This is a genomic window from Shinella sp. WSD5-1 (assembly GCF_963942435.1).
GTDB classification, from domain to species: Bacteria; Pseudomonadota; Alphaproteobacteria; order Rhizobiales; family Rhizobiaceae; genus Shinella; species Shinella yambaruensis.
This window is the reverse complement of sequence record NZ_OZ012600.1, coordinates 250,192-270,035: the sequence shown is the minus strand read 5'-3', so window position 1 is coordinate 270,035 and position 19,844 is coordinate 250,192. Positions and strand designations below refer to the sequence as shown.

The following is a 19,844-nucleotide window of genomic DNA, read 5'->3' as shown; positions in this document are numbered from 1 at the left end:
GCGGCGCCACCGCTCAGACGGGCGCGGGGGTCAGCATCTCGAACCGGTCGCGGATGGTGGCGCAGGTATCGCCGCCAAGGCGCGCGATGGCGTCGATGACGTCAGGATCGACATGCATCGCGGTGTCCACCGCGCCTTCCCGGTAATGGGCGAACAGGATCTCGCCCATGATGATCTGGCGCGTCCGGCCAAGCTCCAGCGTGACGTGGCGGCGGCATTCGAAGGCGGCCGGCGCCTCCTTGATCCAGGGCGCCGCGATCTTCTCGCCCGGCATGGCGGTGAGGCCCGCCTTCTTCAATTCGTCCATGCCGCGCGGATACCTGGCGCCGCAGACATGCATCGCCTCGGCGATGGCGCGGGAGACGATGTTGACGGTGAAGACCTCCGTCATGCGGATGTTGTGGCCGGTGTCCTTGAAGGACATGTCCGGGTTGTGCTCCACGCCGATGGCGAGGATCGGCGGATCGGCCGAAAGGCAGTTGAAGAAGCTGAACGGGGCGGCGTTGTAGCGGCCGTGCTCGTCGACCGTCGTCACCAGCGCGATGGGGCGCGGGATGATCGTCCCGATCATCAGCTTGTAGCGCTCGCGCGCGCTGAGCGTCGTGAAGTCGAAGGCTGTCCTCTCGCCGGCCTTGATCTCGGTGCTGCAGGTGTCCATCGGCATTCCTCCCCGGCTTTCGCGCCCCGGCGCCGAGGGCGGCGCTTCGCCCGCCCATTTGCGCATGCAATGGTTCCTATTTATAGAATGCAATTATTGTATGCAATATATCCGCCTTCCTGCACCCTGAAAAATCTCAAGCCTTCGCGGAAACCGGACCGTGGCCGGGTGCCGCCACCGGCCGTCCAAACCGGCCGGATCGCGGGCGCCAAAACCCGGTAGTGCCTCAGTTTGAATTCTCACCAGGCGCGACGGCAATTTCAGATTATGCCGTGCTTCTTTAGAAGAGCCTGCTCGTCGCCCGACACCCAGCCGAAAACCTTCGGCTCCCCGTTCAACATCTGAACCAGATAATGAACGTCGAAATCTATCGTCACGTCCGGTTGATCCTTCCGGGCATAGGTGGCGATCCAAGCAACATGAGCCACGCAATGAAGCTCGTCTATCTGGGAGAGGCGGACATTGCGTATCCGCATCTCCTTGGTTCCTATCGCTCGATAGTGCTCATAGCCTTGCGCCATGAGCTGCTTGAATTGGTCGTCGTTCTTTCCGGCTTTCACTCCGGCGGGCGCAGCACCTATAAACTCGGAAGCATACAGCGATGCGAGCTCGTTCATATCGACCTTGCCGGCGAGGGACCGATTGAAAAAGCTCTCGTATCGCTCGAACAGTCTCCTTACGCTGGTTTCCATCATCTGCTCTCCTGGCGAAGACCCTAGCTTGGGTGGGTGGAAGTGGAAATTCAAACTGAGACACTACCCAAAGCCCGCTCCGGTGGACAGGATCGTCCTTTGTGTGCAATTTGCTCGCTGCTTTTGCGATTCTGGAGGCGAGTGCATGGCAAAGACAGTTGGCGATTCCGGCCGCGGTCGCTCCCAGGCCGTTCACCGGGCACTCAAGCGCGCCATCCTCGACCAGGCCCTTTCGCCCGGCGCCAAGCTGCCGGAGGACTCGATCGGCGAGCGGCTGGGCGTCAGCCGCACGCTGGTGCGCGAGGCGCTGGTGCGCCTCAGCGAGGAAGGCCTCGTCGACCTGCGGCCGAACAAGGGCGCCACCGTGGCGCGGCCGACGCTCGAGGAGGGCCGCAACCTCTTCCTGACGCGCGCGGCGCTGGAACGCCTGGTGGTGGAAACGCTCGCCGGCAAGCTGACGCAGGAGCAGATCGACACGCTTTCCGCCCATATCGCGGCGGAGGACGCCGCCCGCAAGGAACACGCGACCTCCATCCGCCTTGCCGGCGAGTTCCACACCCTGCTGGCGCAGATGACCAACAATGCCAGCCTGATCCGCTACGTGAACGAGCTCGTCGCGCGCAGCTCGCTGATCCTGGCGCTCTACGGCCGCCCGCACTCCTCCGAATGCGCCGTCTCCGAGCACCAGGAACTGCTCGACAGCCTGATCGCCGGCAAGGCCGAGGACGCCTCGAAGCTGATGGCGCACCATCTCGATTCCATCACCACGCGCGCCCTGCTGCCGCGCGAGGAGGACCGCAACATCAAGGACGTGCTCAGCGCCTATGCGGCGGCCGAGGGCCTTGCCTAGAGCCACCCCGGCGGAGGTACGTCCGCGATTGCGGCGAAACGAAAGCCTGGCGCGCCTTCGCGATCCGGAGAAAAGCGGAAGCATCCCGAGAGCCGCCGGCATCCCCTCGCCGGCCTGAAACCGGCGATGTCCGGCATGCCCCGGGGGCCATGCCGATTGCGCGCGCCCCGCCTCGCCCGCGCCCATGATGCCTCGGACCGGGAGAGGACCCGGCGCGACCGCGAGCCCATCCACAATGCCGGCGGCAACAGGGGTATCGGCGCTGCCGTCCAGGTCCCCGCATTCAAAAGTATACGTCCTCTCCCCGTCGAGGCGACCTGCAAGACGGCGCCGCACGCCGTGCAGTCCTTGTTCCGTTCCATGCTCTGCCTCACCCGTTGCGACGGGAAGCGTCGCGCCACGAATTCTGGCTGCACTTTTCCGCGTTCACTCACGCTAATACTTAAACAATTTAACGTTGCATCCTGTTTACAACTTAATCAAAGGTGGTAAATATATATCACCCCAATCAGAGGGTGTAGGGAGGAACTGAAATGTGTGGAACCGGAGGATGCTGCGGAACAACGCAGCCTGGCATCAGAAGATTAAGCCCGGAATCATTGGACACTCTCCGCCAGAAAGTGGCGGACAACAGAGTAGACCTTCTGCAAAACGACAAAATGAAGGCGTCTATCCTAAGCTCGGATAATGTTACGGCGATAGAATTCCTGAGCCTTAAGAAGGACGACATGCATAGCGTGATCGTCTGCCAGAAAATGGGCAGCTTCGGCGCTTTCGACATAAAAATAATCAAGCTCGACGTCCAATATCCAAAAGTCGAAATGGTCGCCCACATCAAATTCGAACCCTTTGACAATGTGCCTTTCAAGTTCGAGGCGACGCTGACCATCAGATGCAACGACATCACCAAACCCATAGGTTGTGAAGTCATCCTGGATTACGACAAGACACCTTCGGAAATCCAGCCCTTGATAAACTGGGATTGCATCAAGCGATGCGCGCCGCAATGCATTTACTGCGGCGCGGACTACCAGTGCTGGCTGGCGTGCGCAGGCATATGCATCATTCAATGCCTCTGACGCCTCGCCGGTGACGGCGTCCCGCGCCGGTCGCCTTCGATGTTTCGGAAGAAGGCTCCACCCTTCGATATCGGCGCTGCCGATTTGACGGCAGGGTGGAGCGTCCGCGCGGGTGGCGGGGCAACGCCGTCCTTCGCGACCGGAAGGAACCGGGGCGTGGCCCCTCGGGAGGGGTGACGCGCGGCCTCGCGGCATGCGGTGACGCGCCTCAGCGCACCGCCATCTGCCGCCATCCTTCGGCGCTCGGCGGCCCGGCTGCAACGCAGAGCGATACCGTCTCGCCGATCTCGTAGACGACGGCGCCGATCGTCATCTGCCGCAGGAGGCCGAGCCTGATGTCGGGGCGGGGCGGCCCCTTGGGCACGATGGACACCGCGCCGCCCTTGCGCCGGGCCGCGAGGGCGCGCTTGGCGGTCTCGATATCCGCCGGCCCGCGCGAGAAATCGGTGTGCAGGCTGCGAAGGCGGGTCCGCGAATCGCCGCTGCCCTCCAGCCGGGCGTTCGGCGCAGCGCGCGTGTTGGCGAGCGGATGGTTGGTATGGAGCGAGAGGCCGCCGGCAATGGCGATCTCGGTCACGCCGCCCGCGGCGCATTCGAGCGTGCGGATGCCGTGGCGGTCGCCGATCTGGTAGGTCTGGCCGGAGGCATGCGGCACGCGGGAAAGGAAGCCCGCGGCCGCGGCCGCGTTTTCCTGCGCCAGCGCGCCGCGCAAGGCGAAGGAGACGGGAAGCCCGCGCGGGCTGTAGGCGAGCTGGGCAAGCGTGTTGACGCAGATGCCGAGGCCGCGGCCGGAGACGCCCATCAGGCCGATCAGGCCGGCGGAGGTGTAGACCAGCGTTTCGCTGCCGCCGTCATCCAGCCGCAGCACGGCCTGCGCGCCATCGTGCCAGCGCGGCAGGTCCATGGTCTGGCCGACGAGCGTGCCGCGCCCCGCCACCGGCGCGACGGCGAGACTGCTGCAATGGCCCTCGCCGTCGAAGCCGCCGAACCACCATTCCTCGTCCATCAGCTGGAGGGCATAGGCCGTCTCCTCGGAAATGCCGGCGCCTTCGGCAATGCCGCGCACCTCCTCCAGGAGATCCGGCACATGGGCGGCGATCGCCGTGCGGAAATCCGTCACCGACAGGAAGACCGGCAGGAAGGCCGCCGCCGGCCGGCCATAGGCCTTGCCGATCGCCGCCTGCCAGCGCTCGACCTTGCCCGCGATCGTGCCGCGCAGCGCCTCGCCATGCGCCCGCCCGCGGGCAAGCGGCGCCTTCGGGCAATCGATGACGGGAAGATCTTCGGTACGCATGGTTTCCTCCAGACAGGGCACGGCTGTCGGGGCGCCGAAAGCGCCCCGACGCAAGGGAAGGACGGGCGAAGGCGTGCATGGAGCGCGTCCCCGCAGGTCCGGACGCAAAACCGCCGCGCGTTTCCGCCGGACCTGCTCCGGGATTGCCGCCCTCGCCCGACGGGCGGGATCAGTCCTTCTTCACGCCCCAGGCCCGCTCCTTGTCGGCGGCCCAGACCTCGAAGCCTTCGATCCTGGCGCCGACCGCCGCGACGACGGGCTCGTAGTAGAGGCCGAAGATCGGCAGGTCTTTCGCCATCAGCGCGTGGATGTCCTTGAAGACGGCCTTGCGCGCCTCGAAATCCGTCGTCTTGGTCGATTTCAGGTAGAGCTGCCAGGCCTCGGGATTGTCCCACTGTGCCGTCGGCTCGGCCTTCTTGTCGCCGATGATGACGCCGTAGAACTGCGAGGGATCGAGGCGGGCGGAATAGCCGAAGGACTGCATCTGGAACTTGCCGGCGAGGTAATTGTCGAGCTGCGCGGCCCAGTCCAGCACTTCCAGCTCGGCATTGATGCCGGCGCCCGCCAGCATGGCCTGCACCAGGATGCTGTTCTCATACATGCCCTGGTAGCGGGTGTTGGTCTGGATTTTTATCACTTCGCCCTTGTAGTCGGCTTCAGCCAAAAGCGCCTTGGCGGCCTCCGGGTCGTATTCCGGCCATTTCAGGAAATCCTCATCGAAGAAGGCGCTTGCCTGCGGCACGCCGGAGGGATTGAACTCCGACAAGCCGGCCGTGCGGGCGGCGGCGATCTGCTTGAAATCGATGGCATGGGCGATCGCCTGGCGCAGCTTGACGTTCGACATCAGCGGGTCGGTCGTCTGGATGAGCAGCGGCGTCAGGGAAAGGCCCGGCGTCGTCATCACCTTCAGGCCGCGCCCCTTTGCATCCTCGATGCGCTGGGATTCGAAGTTCGGCAGCACGTCGATCTCGCCGGCGAAGAGCGCCGTCTCGGCGGCCGACGTATCGGGGATGATCAGGAATTTCGCTTCGTCGACCAGCGCCGTGCGGTCGCCGGCATAGCCGCTCGCCTTCTCCTTCGGCGGTTTATAGCCGTCGTATTTCTCCAGCGTGATGTACTGGCTCTTCACCCATTCCTTCAATTTGAAGGAGCCGCTGCCGATCGCGCTGCCGTCGATCCACTTGCCGTCCGGCCCGGCATTCTTGGGGCTGGCGACCCAGCCGTTGCACTGGATGTTGGCGAGCTGGGCGAGGAAGAGCGCGTTCGGCTCGTTGATGCGGAAGACGACGGTGCGCGGATCGGGCGTTTCCAGCGCCTCGACCTTCAGGCCCTGCGAACCGTCGAAGAAGCCGTTGCAGAACCATTCGGCGCCGGCCGCGACGCGGTGGTCCCAGTTCCATTTGACATCCGCCGACGTGACGGGATCGCCGTTGTGGAAGGTCGCGCCCTCACGGAGGATGAAGGTGTAGGTCCTGCCGTCCTCCGACACCGTCCAGCTCTCGGCGAGCGCCGGGCCGATGCTGAGATCGGCGCGGAAGCCGACCAGCGTCTCGAAGATGTGGTGCAGCACGGTGTCGGTATTGGCGTCGCGGTCGATGCCTTCCGTGCCGCGGATATCGGCGTTGATGCGGATGTTCAGCGTTGCCGCCTCGGCCGAGGCGCCGAGCAGCAGGCCCGCGGCCAGCGCCGTCGAAATCAGGAATGTGCGTTTCATGGTGATCTCCGATCGTTCCCCGCTTCGTTATCGTCAGGAGCGCTCGCGGATTGCGCCCAGCGTTTCTGCAAAGAAGTCCTTGACCTTGCTTATGAGCTGGCGGTCGTCATGGGTGATGCCCGGCACGATGTCGTGGCGCACGGCGATGCCGTGCTGCTCGAAGCTCTTCTTCAGCGCGCGCATGCGGTCGTTGCGGTTGGCGCCGGCAAGGTCGGCGCCGGGCATGTACCAGGCGTCGTCGGGCGTGATGGTGATCTCCCAGGTCTCCCGGTCGTCGCCGCCGATCACCATCTGCACGGCGACCTTGCGGATTGCGTCGAGATCGACCGGCTTGCCGAAGACCTTCTCGAAATCGCGCAGGCCGACCCAGAAATCGTGGTCGAAATCGAGCAGCGTCACGACGCCGGGCGCACCGATCGAGGCGGCGAGCAGGCGCTCGGGATGGAGGTAGAGGAACCGGTGGGTGAAATGCCCGCCGCCGGAAAAGCCGTACATCATCATCCGGTCGCCCGCGATGCGGTACTTTTCCTGCATCTCGGCGATCATATCGAGCATGACGGCGTCATAGTGCAGGTCGCCGTCCCGCAGCATCTTGTAGGAGGAGAGATCGCCCGGAAAGCAGATGTTCGCGGGAAACAGCGGGCACAGCACGATGACGCCGTTGGCCTCGGCGAAATCGGCGAAGGCGTCGCGATAGGCCTGCATGCCGCGCTCCGTGCCGTGCACGATGACGGCGAGCGGATAGGTCTTCTCGCCATCCTCCTCGTAGTCGTCGGGCACATAGGCGCAATAGGGGAAACGCGGGTCGAGCCGCGAGGCATAGACGGTCGTGTGGCCGAAATCGTAGTAGGACAGTTTCCGGCCGTGACCGCTGACATTGCGCATGGATGGTCTCCTCTCCGTATCGAAAATCTATGAGCCCGCCGCGCCCGACAGGAGGCGGGAACCGCCGGCGCCGTCCGCGCCCGCGAAGGTGCGGTCGAGCAGCATGGCGGCGTCGAGCAGGCGGCGGGTATAGGCGTGCTGCGGCCGGTCGAAGACGTCGTCGCGCGTGCCGGTCTCGACGATGCGGCCGTTCTCCATCACCGCCACCCGGTCGGCCACCTGCTCCACCGCGCCGAGATCGTGCGAGACGAACAGGCAGGCAAAACCGTAGCGGGCCTGAAGATCGCGGAAGAGCTTGAGGATCTGCTTCTGCACGGTCATGTCGAGCGCGGAGACGGGTTCGTCGGCGACGACGAAGGCGGGGCGGCTGACGATGGCGCGGGCGATCGCCACACGCTGGCGCTGGCCGCCCGAAAGCTGGTGCGGGAAGCGGTCGGCAAGTTCCGCCGCAAGCCCGACCTCGGCGAAGACCTCCGCCACCCGCGCCTGCCGCCGCGCCCGGTCCAGCGCCGGATCGAGCTTCAAGGGTTCGCCGACGATGCCGGCGATGCGCTGGCGTGGATCGAGCGAGGAATAGGGATCCTGGAAGACGATCTGGATCGCCTGGCGCAGCGCCCGGCCGCCGGCATCGCGCCGGTAGGCGAGCGGCGCGCCGCGGAAGGCCATCGTGCCGCCGGAAGGCGTCACCAGCCCGACGATCGCCCGGCCGAGCGTCGTCTTGCCGGAGCCGGAGGCGCCGACCAGCGCCAGCGTCTCGCCGCGGTTGATGGCAAGATCGACGCCGTGCACGGCGCGCTTGCCCGCCGCCCGGCCGAAGAGCCGTGCGCGTCCGGGATAGTCGATGACCACGTCCTTCAGTTCGATCAGCGGCTCGGCCGGCGCGCCCCCCGACCGGCTGCCGCCGGCGCTGCGGCGCGGCAGGGCGTCGACGAGGCGCCGGGTGTAATCGTGTTTCGGGGCGTGCAGCACTGCCCGGCTGTCGCCCTGCTCCACCGCCCTGCCCTTGTGCATGACGACGACGTTGCGGACATAGTGCGCGACCATGCCGAGGTCGTGGCTGATCAGGAGGACCGCGGTGTTGTTCTCCTGCGTCAGCTCCACCATCAGGTCGAGCACGTCGCGCTGGATCAGCGTGTCGAGCGCCGTCGTCGGCTCGTCGGCGATGAGCAGCGCCGGCTTCAGCAGCATGACGGAGGCGAGCATGATGCGCTGGCGCATGCCGCCGGAGAATTCGTGCGGGAAGGCGGCAAGGCAGCGCGCCGGATCCTGGATGCGGATGCGCTCCAGCATGGCAAGGCTCATGTCGCGGATCTCGGCCTTGCCGAGCTTCCTGTGCAGCGCCAGCCCCTCGGCCATCTGCCGGCCGATGGTCATGGCGGGGTTGAGCGAGACCATCGGCTCCTGGAACACCAGGCCGATGCCGGCGCCGCGGATCTGCCGCAGCGTCTCCGGCGGCGCGCTGACGAGGTCCGTGCTCCTGAAGCGGATGCGGCTTTCCGGCGTCGCCACGAAGGGCGGCGGCAGGAGGCCGAGCACGGAGCGGGCCGCCATGGTCTTGCCGGAGCCGGATTCGCCGACCAGCGCCAGCATCTCGCCGGCCGGCAGGGAGAAGTCGAGGCCGTCGACCACGGTGAGGCCGGCCTGCCCCATGCGGACGGAGAGGTTTTCGACGGAAAGCACATTCTCGATGCCAGCCATGGGATCAATCCTGCATCTTGGGGTCGAGCCAGTCGCGCACCGCATCGCCGAGCAGGTTCACGCCGAGCAGCGTGATGGAGATGCACAGGCCGGGCAGGATGATGATGTGCGGCGCCTGGTTGATGTAGGGGCGGCCGGTGGAGAGCATGTTGCCCCAGCTCGGCGCCGGCGGCGGCACGCCGAGGCCGAGGAAGGAGAGCGCGCTTTCCGACAGCACGACCCAGCCGAACATCGTCGTCGCCAGCACCATGATCGGCGCGAGACAGTTGGGCAGCACATGGCGCAGCATGGTGACGATGCCGCTGTTGCCGATCACCCGCGAGGCCTCGACGAATTCCCGCTCGCGGATCGACAGCACCGTGCCGCGCACCACGCGCACGGCGACGGGCATGTAGGCGATGCCGAGCGCCACGATGATGCCGTTGCGGCTGGCGCCGAACACCGCCATGAAGCCGAGCGCGAGCAGCAGGCCGGGAAAGGCGAGCAGCGCGTCGTTGACCATCATCAGGATGCGGTCCGTCCAGCCGCGCAGGAAGCCGGCGAGCACGCCGAGGACCGTGCCGAAGACGATGGCGAAGACCACGGTGGCGAAGGCGATCCAGGCGCTGGTGCGCGCGCCGTGGATCAGCCGGCTGAGGAGATCGCGGCCGAACTCGTCGGCACCGAGCAGGTGCGCCGCGGACGGGCCCTGGAGACGGGCCATGAGATCGAGCTTCAGGGGATCGTAGGGCGCGAGCCACGGGCCGAAGACCGCCACGAGGAGGAGGAGGCCGACGACGAGGATGCCGATCAGGCCGTTGAAACGCAGTGCCGGAAGGCCGAATGCCCGCGCGATCATGCCGTCACCCTTGGATCGAGAAGCGGATAGAGGAGATCGACCAGGAGGTTGACCACCACGTAGAGGAAGGCGGTGAACAGCATGCAGCCCTGCACGACGGGATAGTCGCGGGCATAGATGCCATCCACCAGCAGGCGGCCGAGGCCGGGAATGGTGAAGACGGTCTCGATGACGGCGATGTTGGCGAGCAGGCTGCCGAGCACGAGGCCGATCAGCGTCAGGGTGGGAGCGAAGGCGTTCTTGAAGGCATGGCGCCACATGACGGTCGCCTCCGAAAGCCCCTTGGCCCGCGCATGGGTGATGTATTCCAGCCGCGCCACCTCGATGGTGCTCGCCCGCGCCATGCGGGTGATCGAGCCGGATTCCACCAGGACCAGCGTCACGACGGGCAGGATGATGTAGAGCAGCGCGCTGCCGAAATCGCGGCTGAACGGCACGTAGCCGACCACCGGCAGCCAGCCGAGCTGCAGGCCGAAGATCAAGAGCAGCATCAGCCCGAGCCAGAAGCTGGGGATGGAAAGCAGCAGCGTCGAGGTGGCGATGACGGCGATGTCGCCGGCGCGGTTCTGCCGCCAGGCGGCGAACATGCCGGCCGGCACCGCGATCAGCGTCGCGAAGAAGACGGCGACGAGAACGATGGTGGCCGAGACGGAGAAGCGGTCCAGCATCAGCGGCAGCACCGGCTGTCGCGTCGCGATCGACCGGCCGAAATCGCCGGTCAGCACGTCGCCGAGCCAGTAGAGATATTGCACGACGATCGGCTGGTCGAGGCCCATCTCGGCGCGCAGCGCCTCCAGCTGGCCGGGCTGGGCGAGATCCCCCAGCATCAGCGCCGCCGGATCGCCGGGGATCGCCCGCATCAGCGCGAAGACGGTGACGGAGACGAGGAACAGCGTGGGGATCGCCGTGGCGATGCGGGTCAGGAGGAAGCGGACCATCGTTTCCCCCTGCCGAGCGTTTCATCGGCGGCGCCGGCCGCGCGGGCGAAGGCGTCGCCGTCCATCGCCAGCTCATAGCGCGTGAAGGTGCGGTTGATCGCCGGCAGCGGGGCGATCTCCATGACGCCCTTCGCCGGCTCGCACAGGATCATCGCCACCGTCGCCGAGAGATTGCCGCCCTCCTTGGCGAGCGGCGCGCGGCAGACACAGAAGGGCGCGGCGAAATCGTCGAAGAAAGCGCGCTTCAAATCCTCGACGCCGAGCTTGCCGCCGCTTTCCCGCAGGACCGTCAGGACGCGGTGATCGCGGTAGAGGCTGTCTGGCACATTGGCAAGGCCGGTTTCCTTCAGCTTGGAAAGGGCGACGGCGCTCTGCCAGTGGTTGGCATGCACGATCATGCCGTCCTGCGGGTGGATCGGGAAGGCCTCGTCCGGCGCGCATTCGAGATCGACCGCATAGCCCTCGGCGGTGCTCAGCATCATGTTGTTGGAGCCGGATTTCGGCGTGATGGCGACGACGCGCAGCGCCATCGCGAAATGCCGCGCCTCCAGCGCCCGGCGGCGGATGAAGGGCAGCGGAATGCCCATCTCGCGGTAATCGCGGTCGCTCTCGAGATAGTTGGCGGTGATCGTGATGCCGGCGGCGTTGAAGCCGCTGCGGGCAAGGCCGCCCGCCTCGGTGAAGGTCAGGATGTCGGGCCCGTCGTCGCGCAGGATGCGCAGCACGACGGAGGTATCGGCGCATTCGGCGCGCCAGTCCCAGTTCTGGCCGTGGATGACCGTGCCGTCGCGCGTCACCTCCGGCAGCAGCACGGCGCCGGTGCAGCCGTCCGGCTCCTCGTCGGCAATGCCCGCCTCCAGGCGTGCAAGCTGCAGCACCTCGGTGCGCGCATTGACGAGAACGATGGCCGAGAGGCCGGTGCCCGCCCCTTCGGCGATGCCCTCCATCTCCGTCACCAGGTCCGGCGCCCAGTCGCGGATGCGCGGCAGGAAGGCGGCGACGAGGCGCTCGATATTGGCATCGTCGAAGCCGAGCTTGTGGAGCTGGCTGGTGTAGAGGCCGGCCGAGAGGCGGATGCGCTCACGCGCCTTCTCGCCGTACAGGCGGCCACGCTCGCGCGGCGGGCCGCTGATCTCGATGAGAGGGAAAGGGGTGATCTCTGCCATATGCCGCTGCCTCGGTTCCGTCTTTGATCGCAGCTTAATGCATTTTATAGATATGAAAAGCACTAATTTTGGAAATTTATCGGGTCGCATTGCGTTGTGTTCCCGCTATAATGCAAATGAACATGAGGGACCCATGGACGATACGGACCTTTCGGACGCCGAGCAGGCGGACGGCCCCAGCACCCTGCAGCTCGATCTGGCCCGCCGGATCATCGACCGGATCCGCGATGCGGACCTGACGGTCGGCACCCGCATTTCGGCGCCCGAGCTGGCACGGCTCTTCGGCGTGTCGCGCTCGCCGATAGCGGGCGCGCTCGACCTGCTCGTGGAAAAGGGCGTGCTGCAGCCGATGGAGAAACGGGGCCTGCGCGTCGCGCGCGACGTCTCGACGCTCGACCTTGCCGAAATCCTGCCGGTCTCGCCGATCGAGGACCTCTACCGGCGCATGCTGCGCGAGCGGGCACAGGGCGCCCTGCCGCAGGACGTGTCGGAGGCCGAGCTCATGCCGCGCTACGGCGTGTCGCGCGGCACCGTGCGCAAGCTCCTGATGCGGTTCGCCGCCGAGGGACTGGCGCAGCGCCTGCCCGGCCATGGCTGGCGCTTCGTCGATACGCTGGTCGGCGACGACGCCTATCGGGAGAGCTACGAGTTCCGCGCCATCGTCGAATGTTCGGCGCTGCGCACGCCGTATTTCAAGGTGGACAGGGAGATCGCAGCGCAGATCCGCCGCGCGCACGAGCGCATCCTCGGCGATCCCGCCAGCCGCTCGGGCAGCGACGAGTGGTTCCGCGTCAACGCCTTCTTCCACGAGAACCTTGCCGGCTTTTCCGGCAACCGGTTCCTCACCGACGCGATCCGCCACCAGAACAACCTGCGCCGCATGCAGGAATCGGCCGCCTTCTTCGAGCTGCCGGCCGAACGCATCGAGCAGTCCTGCCGCGAGCACCTCGCCATTCTCGACGCGGTGGAAAACGGCGATCTCGACTGGGCCGAGGCCCTGCTGCGCCAGCACCTGAAGCAGGCGCTGGAATACGGCACGGGCGACCGCGACTGACGCCCCGAGAAAACCTTACCGGCCGCGGCGGGCGCTCTCGGCAGGCAAGGGCAGGCCGCTAAAGGGCTTGATCTCCTTGAGGACGAAGGTGGTCTGCATCTCCTTGATGCCCGGCAGCCGCCGCACGACGCTCATGGCGAAGTCGGAATAGGTGTCGAGATCCTGCGAGACGACCTGCAGCAGGAAATCCGCATCCCCCGCGATGCTGTAGCAGGCGACGACGCAATCGAGCTTCATCACCTCGCTGGCAAAGGCCTCCGCCTCCGCCTCGGTGTGGCTGTCGATCTTGACGCGGATGAAGGCGAGGACCCCGAGGCCGATCTCCCGTCGCCCCAGCACCGCCATGTAGCGCTGGATGATCCCCTCGTCCTCCAGCTGCCGCACCCGCCGCCAGCACGGCGAGGCGGACATGCCCACCGCGCCCGAAAGCGCCTGGTTGCTCAAGCGCCCGTCCTCCTGAAGCGCCTTCAGGATCCTCACATCCGATGCGGCGAGCGTATCCGGCATATCCTGCCCCTATATTTGCTATGTGGGGTAGATCCTACCTTTCTTTCGACCTTTCCAGCAAGATCAGAAAGAACCTGCCTGCCTTCCCCCTGTAGTCTTGCCGGCATCGCAATACAGGAGAAAGGCCATCATGCTCCAGGACGTCCGCCTCGCCATCGTCGTCAATCCCGACCTGCTGCCGGGCCATCTCGCCAATACGATCGCGGCCGTCTCCATCGGCATGGGAGCGGCCATGCCGGCGCTCGGCGCCCGCCAGCTCACCGACCGCCGGCAGGCGACGATCGACATCAGCGCCGACAGGCCCGTGCCGGTGCTGCAGGCGGACAGCCGGACGATCGGCACGCTGCTGGCCAAGGCGCTGCCGCGGCAGGACGGCCGCGTCATCGTCGCCTTCCCGTCCTTCGCGCGCGCACTGCACAGCTATGCCGACTACGAGGCGACGTTCCCCGAGCGCGATCTCGGCGAGGAGACCATCGACGGGCTCGGGCTCGCCGGCGAAGGCCGATGGATCAAGTCCCTGACGGGTTCCCTGAAACTGCTTCGCTGACAACTACGCCGCCGGCGGGCGGGCGACGGACACGAGGCTTTCCCAGCCCGCCATGGCGCAGCCGGCGATGGCCAGCAGCGTCTCGCGCGACGCGCCGTCGCGCGCCTGGATGGAAAGGCCATGCTGCACGGTGACGACATAGGCCGTGATGGCCTCGACATCGGCCGTCGCGGGGAGATCGCCCTCCGCGACCGCCCGTCGCAGGCGCTCCCGCAGCACGGCCGTGGTCGCCGCGCGATGGTGTTTCAGCGCGTCGCATATGGAGGGACTGGACCCTTCCGTCTGCGGCGCGGACAGCACGACCAGGCAGCCGCGGCGCTTTTCGTCGCCCGCGAAGGCCTCGGCGGTGGCGCGCAGCAGATGCGCACAGGCGGCTCGCGCGGTCGGGGCGGCCGGCACGCCTTCCCAGATGTCGCAGCCTTCCGTTGCGGAATAGAGCGCCAGCGCCTCCTGGAACAGCGCTTCCTTGCTGGTGAACGCCGCATAGAGGCTGGGCGCGTTGATGCCCATCGCCTCGGTGAGGTCCGCGAGCGAGGCGCGCTCGTACCCCTTCGCCCAGAAGACCTCCATGGCCTTACGCAGGGCCGCGTCCCTGTCGAACGCCCGGGGTCGGCCACGTGGCGCCATTTCAGTCTCCTTTTCTGTATCGCTCGATAAATAAATCACTTGACGCGCTTCGGCAAGACGGCCAGTAATTATGTATCGATCAATACAGAAAGGCAGGACATGGCAAATCTCGACGGAAAAACCGCCCTCGTCACCGGCGGCAGCAGGGGCATGGGCGCGGCGATCGCCCGGCGGCTGGCGCGGGAAGGCGCGCGCGTCACCCTCACCTATGCCAGCGCGGAGGCCGCAGCCGCGGCCACCGTTGCGGCCATCGAGGCCGCCGGCGGCAGGGCCGTCGCCATCAAGGCCGACAATCGCGACGCCGCGGCCCTCACGGCGGCCGTCGATGCAACGGCGAAGGCCGAGGGCCGCATCGACATCCTCGTCAACAATGCCGGCATCTTCCATGCCGCGCCGCTCTCCGACCTGACGCTGGAGGATTTCGACCGCACGATCGACGTCAATGTGCGCGCCGTCTTCGTCGCCACCCGGCAAGCCATCGCCCACATGCCCGATGGCGGCCGGATCATCACCATCGGCAGCAACCTGGCGCAGCGCGTGCCCTGGCCGGGCATCAGCCTCTATGCGCTGAGCAAGGCGGCGCTGTCGGGCTTCACGCGCGGCATCGCCCGCGACCTCGGGCCAAGGGGGATCACCGCCAACATCATCCACCCGGGCTCGACCGACACGGACATGAACCCGGCGACAGGCGAGACGGCGGACATGCAGCGTGCGACGATGGCGATCCCGCGCTTCGGCAGCCCGGACGACATCGCGGCATTCGTCGCCTGGCTGGCAGGGCCAGAGGCCCGCTTCGTGACGGGCGCCGAACACGTCATCGACGGCGGCACCAACGCATAGGACGCGCGGCGCGCCTTTCATGGAAGACCCGGACAGCGGGAGCGGCCAATGCCCTTCCGCTGTTTTCGCGTGAAGGAAAACGGATGGTCGCGAGGCTTCGGGGCAGCGCGATTCCGACGCATTGACTTTTGTCAGCGACAATGAATAATGTCAAAATCCCTTCGCGAGAGACCCTTGATGCCCATCCGCGCCAACGACCAGATCATCCACAAGGCCGCCTGGCTCTATTATACGCATGGGCTGCGGCAGGATGAAGTGGCGCAGAAGCTGGAAATCTCCCGCGCCTCCATCGCCATGTATCTGCGCAAGGCGCGCGAGATGGGCATCGTCACCATCACCACCTCGACGGACCTCTTTTCCGACGACGTTCTCGCCCGCGAACTGGAGGACGCCACGGGGCTGACGACGGCCTGGCTGGTGCCGGAGGACCGGCAGGCCATGGACCCGGCCGCCGAAATGCCCGTCGTCGCCGCCTCGGTCTTCCTCGAACTCATCAACAAGGGCGACCGGATCGGCGTCGCCTGGGGCCGCACCGTCTACCACATCGCCGATGTCATGCCCTTCGCCGATCTCAGCGGCGTCACCGTCGTGCAGCTCTGCGGCAATCTCGGCGCGCCCTATTCCTATCGTCCCGACCAGTGCACCACGGAAATCGCCCGCCGCCTCAATGCGGAAGGCATCAATTTCTACGCGCCGCTCGTGCTGTCCTCCGAGCGGCTGGCCGAGGAGCTGCGCGGCGAGCCGGTCATCAGGGAACAGCTCGCGACGATTTCCGACTGCCAGCTCGCGCTCTATTCCGTCGGCGGCATCGAGGATGACAGCCATCTCGTCAAATGCGGCGCGCTCTCGGCCGCCGACATGCATGCGATGGGCGAGCGGGGCGCGGCCGGCGTCATCGCCGGCCAGCTCATCGACCACGACGGCCAGTGGATGGACTGCGAGCACAACCGGCGCTGCATCTCCGCCGACCTCGCCTCCATCCGCGCGATCCGCAAGCGCATGCTCGTCGTGCAGGAGGACAGCAAGTTCGAACCGCTGATGGCAGCGCTGAAGGGTGGCTTCGCCTCGCATCTCATCGTCACGGCATCGATGGCGCGGCGGGTGCTGGACCGCTGGAACCGCGAGGGGCTCGGCAAGGCCGGGCGCTGAGCCAGGAAAATGTGCGGTCCGCCGATGCCGGCCGGGCCGGTTTATCGGGAGGCTGAACACGATGGAAAATCTCTGGCGCGACGACGAGGCGGAACAGGTCGTCGCCGGCTATGCAGCGAAGGGCGTCAACCGGGACCTGGCGCTGCGCACCTATACGACGCGGCTCCTCGGCGGCGAGCCCCGGCTCGTGCTGCATGGCGGCGGCAACACCTCGGTGAAGACGGAGATGACCGACCTCGTCGGCGACGTGCATGCCGTGCTCTGCGTCAAGGGCAGCGGCTGGGACATGGGCACGATCGAGCCGCCGGGCCTGCCCGCGGTGAAGATCGGCCCGCTGCTGAAGGGCCGCAAGCTGCCAAAACTCTCGGACGAGGACATGGTGACGCTGCTGCGCGCCAACCTCATCGATCCCGGCGCGCCGAACCCGTCCGTCGAAGCGCTGCTGCACGCCTTCCTGCCGCACAAATTCGTCGACCACACCCATTCGACCGCCATCCTCGCCATCGCCGACCAGGCGGAGAGCGCAAGCATGTGCGCCGAACTCTTCGGCAAGAGGATGGGCTTCGTGCCCTATATCATGCCCGGCTTCGCCCTTGCCAAGGCGGCCGCCGAGGTGTTCGACCGGGACCCGACGGTCGAGGGCCTGATCCTCGACAAGCACGGCATCTTCACCTTCGGCGAGACGGCGAAGGAAGCCTATGACCGGATGATCCACCATGTCACGCTGGCCGAGGATCATGTGAAGCGGAACGGCCGCAACCCGTTCACGCCGGCCGCCCTTCCCGCCGCGCTCGCCGACCCCGGCGACATCGCGCCGATGCTGCGCGGCGCCGTCGCCGTCGACAGGGGCGAAGGGCGCTACGACCGCATGGTCAGCGTCTTCCGCGCCTCCCCGGCGATCCTGGATTTCGTCAACGCGGCGCAAGTCGCGGACATGGCCGCCCGCGGCGTCTCGACGCCCGACCTCTCGATCCGCATCAAGACGGGGCCGATGGTGCTGCCGGCCCCGGCGAAGGACGACCTTGCGGGCTATCGCGCCGTGATCGACGAACGGGTCGCCGCCTTCGCGGCCGACTACACCGACTATTTCCGCAGCAACGACGCCCGCGACGACGTCAAGCGCGTCATGCTCGATCCGATGCCGCGCCTGACGCTGGTGCCCGGCCTCGGCATGTTCGGCCATGGCCGCACCTACAAGGACGCGACGATCGCCGTCGATGTCGGCGAGATGTGGATCGAGGCGGCGCGCGACGCGGAATCCGTCGGCCGCTTCGAGCCGGTCAGCCGGCCGGACCTCTTCGACCTCGAATACTGGTCGCTGGAGCAGGCGAAGCTGGCGGGCGCCAGGCCGAAGCCGTTCACCGGCCAGGTCGTGCTCGTCACCGGCGGCGCGGGCGCCATCGGCGCGGCGATCGTCAAGGCCTTCGTGACGGAAGGTGCGCATGCCGTCGTGCTCGACCTTGACGGCGGGAAGGCGGCGGCGGTGGCGAAGGCCGCCGGCAACCATTCGATCGGCATCGCCGCCGACATCACCGATCCCGCCTGCGTGCGCGCCGCCTTCGATCAGGCCGTCGCCACCTTCGGCGGCGTCGACATCGTCGTTTCCAATGCGGGCGCGGCATGGGAAAGCCCGATCGCCACGATGGACGACGCGTTGCTGCGCAAGAGCTTCGAACTGAACTTCTTCGCCCACCAGAGCGTCGCGCAGAACGCCGTGCGCATCATGAAGGCGCAGAAGACCGGCGGCGTGCTGCTCTTCAACGCTTCCAAGCAGGCGGTCAATCCGGGCGCGAAATTCGGCGCCTACGGCCTGCCCAAGGCCGCGACGCTGTTCCTGTCGCGGCAATACGCGCTGGAGCACGGCGCCGACCATATCCGCGTCAACGCCGTCAACGCCGACCGCATCCGCTCGGGCCTGCTCAACGACGAGATGATCGAGAGCCGCGCCGCGGCCCGCGGCCTTTCCGTCAAGGACTATATGGGCGGCAACCTGCTCGGCCTCGAAGTGACCGCCGAGGACGTCGCCCGCGCCTTCGTGCACCACGCGCTCGCCGAACGCACGACCGCCGACGTGACCACCGTCGACGGCGGCAATATCGCGGCGGCGATGCGCTGAGTTTCGAGCGGGGCACACAGTCTGCTCCGCCCTTCCTCAATATATATATATGCACAAGGGGCGGCCTGTGGACCGCCCCTTGTGCATTCTCCTGTTCAGCAATCAGGGCTTCGGCATCCAGGCCGGCATGGCGACGTCGGCATGGGCGAACTGCGGCAGCTTGGCGCCGAGCTCCTCCATGTTCTTGATGTCCTGGTCGTTGAGGTCCTGCTGGGTGATCAGCGTCGGCGGCACGATGACCTGCTTGCCGGGATCCTCGCCGGCGAGCAGCATGGCCAGCGAGCGGACGGAGACCTGGCCGACCACGGCCGGGTTCGTCGCGGCCGTCGCGACCCAGGCGGAGCCGGATTCGCGCATGGCGGCGATATCGGAGGTCGAGATGTCGGCCGAGTAGATCTTCACGCTGGAGGAGAGGCCCGCCTCGTCGACGGCGATCTTCACGCCCTTGGCGAATTCGTCATAGGGGGCGAACATCACGGTGATGTCGGGATTGGCGGAGATCACCGAGCGGGCCTGGTTGGCGACCGAGTTGGCGATCGGGTTGTCCATCGTGCCGAACTGGGCGGCCTCGTTGATGCCCGGATACTTCGCCTTGAATTCCTTCCAGGTCTCGTCGCGGCGGTCGAGCGGCGCGATGCCGGCGACGTAGACATAGCCCGCCTTGAAGCTCTCGCCATTGTCCTTGATCGCCTGCTCGAGGGCAAGGCGCGCGAGGTCGCGGTCGGACTGCTCGATCTGCGGGATCTTCTCGTTCTCGACGTTGACGTCGAAGGCGACGACCTTGATGCCGGCATCGACCGCGCGCTGGGCGGCCTCCTTCATGGATTCCGTCAGGCCGTGCTGGATGATGATGCCCTGAACGCCGAGCGCGATCGCCTGGTCGACCATGTCGGCCTGGAGGGCCGCGTCCTGGCGGCTGTCGAAGACCTGCAGTTCCACGCCGATGGCTTTCGCCTGCGCCTCGACGCCGGCGAGATAGGACTGGAAGAAATCGCCGGTCGAAAGGTAGCGCACGAGCGCGATCTTCACGTCGCCGGGCTTGTCGAAGGGCGCCGGCATGTCGGCGGCGAAGGACGGCACGGCGAAGGCCGCCGCGCCCATCAGCCCGAGCGTTAATTTGCCCAGGGTTCTGCGAGTAAGGTTCATGTCAGTCTCCTCCACTGGTGAACTTTTGGTTGTCCGCTGAGCGGTC

General features: G+C 66.6%; 19 protein-coding genes. 7 read left to right on the top strand and 12 right to left on the bottom strand.

Going from position 1 to position 19,844, the window contains the following annotated elements; translation table 11 throughout:
• Window positions 1-13: 13 nt before the first annotated feature.
• Window positions 14-658 carry a flavin reductase family protein gene (locus tag AABQ55_RS31680; RefSeq protein ID WP_443021270.1) on the bottom strand — a complete coding sequence of 215 codons (645 nt, stop codon included), beginning with the start codon at window positions 656-658 and terminating at the stop codon, window positions 14-16.
• Between the two features lie 260 nt (window positions 659-918).
• Window positions 919-1,350, bottom strand: a complete 432-nt coding sequence (locus tag AABQ55_RS31675) for a nuclear transport factor 2 family protein (protein WP_244769149.1) — start codon at window positions 1,348-1,350, stop codon at window positions 919-921.
• 145 nt (window positions 1,351-1,495) lie between these two features.
• Here AABQ55_RS31675 and AABQ55_RS31670 point away from each other — a divergent pair, with 145 nt between their 5' ends.
• Complete coding sequence (locus AABQ55_RS31670) at window positions 1,496-2,200, top strand: GntR family transcriptional regulator (RefSeq protein WP_244769104.1); 705 nt, start codon at window positions 1,496-1,498, stop codon at window positions 2,198-2,200.
• 728 nt (window positions 2,201-2,928) lie between these two features.
• Window positions 2,929-3,279 carry a hypothetical protein gene (locus AABQ55_RS31665; protein WP_244769103.1) on the top strand — a complete coding sequence of 117 codons (351 nt, stop codon included), beginning with the start codon at window positions 2,929-2,931 and terminating at the stop codon, window positions 3,277-3,279.
• A gap of 208 nt (window positions 3,280-3,487) precedes the next feature.
• On the opposite strand, the gene AABQ55_RS31660 is transcribed toward AABQ55_RS31665, so the two are convergent.
• From AABQ55_RS31660 to AABQ55_RS31630, 7 genes are all read right to left on the bottom strand, one after another.
• The gene (locus tag AABQ55_RS31660) at window positions 3,488-4,573 is read right to left on the bottom strand and encodes a C45 family autoproteolytic acyltransferase/hydolase (RefSeq protein ID WP_272808862.1); all 1,086 of its coding nucleotides are present in this window, start codon (window positions 4,571-4,573) and stop codon (window positions 3,488-3,490) included.
• 169 nt (window positions 4,574-4,742) lie between these two features.
• Window positions 4,743-6,287 carry an ABC transporter substrate-binding protein gene (locus AABQ55_RS31655; RefSeq protein WP_272808861.1) on the bottom strand — a complete coding sequence of 515 codons (1,545 nt, stop codon included), beginning with the start codon at window positions 6,285-6,287 and terminating at the stop codon, window positions 4,743-4,745.
• 33 nt (window positions 6,288-6,320) lie between these two features.
• Window positions 6,321-7,172 (bottom strand): alpha/beta hydrolase, encoded by an 852-nt coding sequence (locus tag AABQ55_RS31650; protein ID WP_272808860.1) that lies wholly within the window; start codon window positions 7,170-7,172, stop codon window positions 6,321-6,323.
• A gap of 27 nt (window positions 7,173-7,199) precedes the next feature.
• A complete protein-coding gene (locus tag AABQ55_RS31645) occupies window positions 7,200-8,870 on the bottom strand; it encodes an ABC transporter ATP-binding protein (protein ID WP_272808859.1) in 1,671 nt (556 codons plus the stop codon).
• Between the two features lie 4 nt (window positions 8,871-8,874).
• A complete protein-coding gene (locus AABQ55_RS31640; protein WP_272808858.1) occupies window positions 8,875-9,708 on the bottom strand; it encodes an ABC transporter permease in 834 nt (277 codons plus the stop codon).
• Complete coding sequence (locus AABQ55_RS31635; RefSeq protein ID WP_244769097.1) at window positions 9,705-10,646, bottom strand: ABC transporter permease; 942 nt, start codon at window positions 10,644-10,646, stop codon at window positions 9,705-9,707. Before AABQ55_RS31635 ends, AABQ55_RS31640 begins: the two co-directional genes overlap by 4 nt.
• A complete protein-coding gene (locus AABQ55_RS31630) occupies window positions 10,628-11,812 on the bottom strand; it encodes a C45 family autoproteolytic acyltransferase/hydolase (protein ID WP_272808857.1) in 1,185 nt (394 codons plus the stop codon). The genes AABQ55_RS31635 and AABQ55_RS31630 overlap by 19 nt, the downstream gene beginning before the upstream one ends.
• A 133-nt stretch (window positions 11,813-11,945) precedes the next feature.
• Between AABQ55_RS31630 and AABQ55_RS31625 the strand changes: the two genes are divergently transcribed.
• Entirely contained in the window at window positions 11,946-12,866 is a 921-nt protein-coding gene (locus tag AABQ55_RS31625; protein ID WP_272808856.1) for a GntR family transcriptional regulator, read from the top strand.
• Between the two features lie 15 nt (window positions 12,867-12,881).
• Here AABQ55_RS31625 and AABQ55_RS31620 read toward each other — a convergent pair whose 3' ends face one another.
• Complete coding sequence (locus AABQ55_RS31620) at window positions 12,882-13,373, bottom strand: Lrp/AsnC family transcriptional regulator (RefSeq protein WP_064329101.1); 492 nt, start codon at window positions 13,371-13,373, stop codon at window positions 12,882-12,884.
• A gap of 130 nt (window positions 13,374-13,503) precedes the next feature.
• Between AABQ55_RS31620 and AABQ55_RS31615 the strand changes: the two genes are divergently transcribed.
• Window positions 13,504-13,920, top strand: a complete 417-nt coding sequence (locus AABQ55_RS31615; protein WP_272808855.1) for a DUF2000 domain-containing protein — start codon at window positions 13,504-13,506, stop codon at window positions 13,918-13,920.
• Window positions 13,921-13,923: 3 nt separating this feature from the next.
• Here AABQ55_RS31615 and AABQ55_RS31610 read toward each other — a convergent pair whose 3' ends face one another.
• Window positions 13,924-14,547, bottom strand: a complete 624-nt coding sequence (locus AABQ55_RS31610; protein WP_272808854.1) for a TetR/AcrR family transcriptional regulator — start codon at window positions 14,545-14,547, stop codon at window positions 13,924-13,926.
• A gap of 99 nt (window positions 14,548-14,646) precedes the next feature.
• Between AABQ55_RS31610 and AABQ55_RS31605 the strand changes: the two genes are divergently transcribed.
• The 3 genes from AABQ55_RS31605 (at window position 14,647) to AABQ55_RS31595 (ending at window position 18,652) form a co-directional block, all read left to right on the top strand.
• Window positions 14,647-15,387, top strand: a complete 741-nt coding sequence (locus AABQ55_RS31605; RefSeq protein WP_272808853.1) for an SDR family NAD(P)-dependent oxidoreductase — start codon at window positions 14,647-14,649, stop codon at window positions 15,385-15,387.
• A 177-nt stretch (window positions 15,388-15,564) separates the two neighbouring features.
• On the top strand, window positions 15,565-16,536 hold the full coding sequence (locus AABQ55_RS31600; protein ID WP_064329097.1) for a sugar-binding transcriptional regulator: 972 nt from the start codon (window positions 15,565-15,567) through the stop codon (window positions 16,534-16,536).
• A 61-nt stretch (window positions 16,537-16,597) separates the two neighbouring features.
• Complete coding sequence (locus tag AABQ55_RS31595; protein WP_272808852.1) at window positions 16,598-18,652, top strand: bifunctional aldolase/short-chain dehydrogenase; 2,055 nt, start codon at window positions 16,598-16,600, stop codon at window positions 18,650-18,652.
• Window positions 18,653-18,754: 102 nt separating this feature from the next.
• On the opposite strand, the gene AABQ55_RS31590 is transcribed toward AABQ55_RS31595, so the two are convergent.
• Window positions 18,755-19,798, bottom strand: coding sequence for a substrate-binding domain-containing protein (locus AABQ55_RS31590; RefSeq protein ID WP_244769087.1), 1,044 nt, complete (start codon window positions 19,796-19,798; stop codon window positions 18,755-18,757).
• Between the last annotated feature and the right edge of the window lie 46 nt (window positions 19,799-19,844).

Excerpts from the sequence above, each read along its gene's own strand:
- AABQ55_RS31680 (WP_443021270.1), bottom strand. The coding sequence starts at position 658 with ATGGACACCTGCAGCACCGAGATCAAGGCCGGCGAGAGGACAGCCTTC.
- AABQ55_RS31675 (WP_244769149.1), bottom strand. The coding sequence starts at position 1,350 with ATGGAAACCAGCGTAAGGAGACTGTTCGAGCGATACGAGAGCTTTTTC.
- AABQ55_RS31670 (WP_244769104.1), top strand. The coding sequence starts at position 1,496 with ATGGCAAAGACAGTTGGCGATTCCGGCCGCGGTCGCTCCCAGGCCGTT.
- AABQ55_RS31665 (WP_244769103.1), top strand. The coding sequence starts at position 2,929 with ATGCATAGCGTGATCGTCTGCCAGAAAATGGGCAGCTTCGGCGCTTTC.
- AABQ55_RS31660 (WP_272808862.1), bottom strand. The coding sequence starts at position 4,573 with ATGCGTACCGAAGATCTTCCCGTCATCGATTGCCCGAAGGCGCCGCTT.
- AABQ55_RS31655 (WP_272808861.1), bottom strand. The coding sequence starts at position 6,287 with ATGAAACGCACATTCCTGATTTCGACGGCGCTGGCCGCGGGCCTGCTG.
- AABQ55_RS31650 (WP_272808860.1), bottom strand. The coding sequence starts at position 7,172 with ATGCGCAATGTCAGCGGTCACGGCCGGAAACTGTCCTACTACGATTTC.
- AABQ55_RS31645 (WP_272808859.1), bottom strand. The coding sequence starts at position 8,870 with ATGGCTGGCATCGAGAATGTGCTTTCCGTCGAAAACCTCTCCGTCCGC.
- AABQ55_RS31640 (WP_272808858.1), bottom strand. The coding sequence starts at position 9,708 with ATGATCGCGCGGGCATTCGGCCTTCCGGCACTGCGTTTCAACGGCCTG.
- AABQ55_RS31635 (WP_244769097.1), bottom strand. The coding sequence starts at position 10,646 with ATGGTCCGCTTCCTCCTGACCCGCATCGCCACGGCGATCCCCACGCTG.
- AABQ55_RS31630 (WP_272808857.1), bottom strand. The coding sequence starts at position 11,812 with ATGGCAGAGATCACCCCTTTCCCTCTCATCGAGATCAGCGGCCCGCCG.
- AABQ55_RS31625 (WP_272808856.1), top strand. The coding sequence starts at position 11,946 with ATGGACGATACGGACCTTTCGGACGCCGAGCAGGCGGACGGCCCCAGC.
- AABQ55_RS31620 (WP_064329101.1), bottom strand. The coding sequence starts at position 13,373 with ATGCCGGATACGCTCGCCGCATCGGATGTGAGGATCCTGAAGGCGCTT.
- AABQ55_RS31615 (WP_272808855.1), top strand. The coding sequence starts at position 13,504 with ATGCTCCAGGACGTCCGCCTCGCCATCGTCGTCAATCCCGACCTGCTG.
- AABQ55_RS31610 (WP_272808854.1), bottom strand. The coding sequence starts at position 14,547 with ATGGCGCCACGTGGCCGACCCCGGGCGTTCGACAGGGACGCGGCCCTG.
- AABQ55_RS31605 (WP_272808853.1), top strand. The coding sequence starts at position 14,647 with ATGGCAAATCTCGACGGAAAAACCGCCCTCGTCACCGGCGGCAGCAGG.
- AABQ55_RS31600 (WP_064329097.1), top strand. The coding sequence starts at position 15,565 with ATGCCCATCCGCGCCAACGACCAGATCATCCACAAGGCCGCCTGGCTC.
- AABQ55_RS31595 (WP_272808852.1), top strand. The coding sequence starts at position 16,598 with ATGGAAAATCTCTGGCGCGACGACGAGGCGGAACAGGTCGTCGCCGGC.
- AABQ55_RS31590 (WP_244769087.1), bottom strand. The coding sequence starts at position 19,798 with ATGAACCTTACTCGCAGAACCCTGGGCAAATTAACGCTCGGGCTGATG.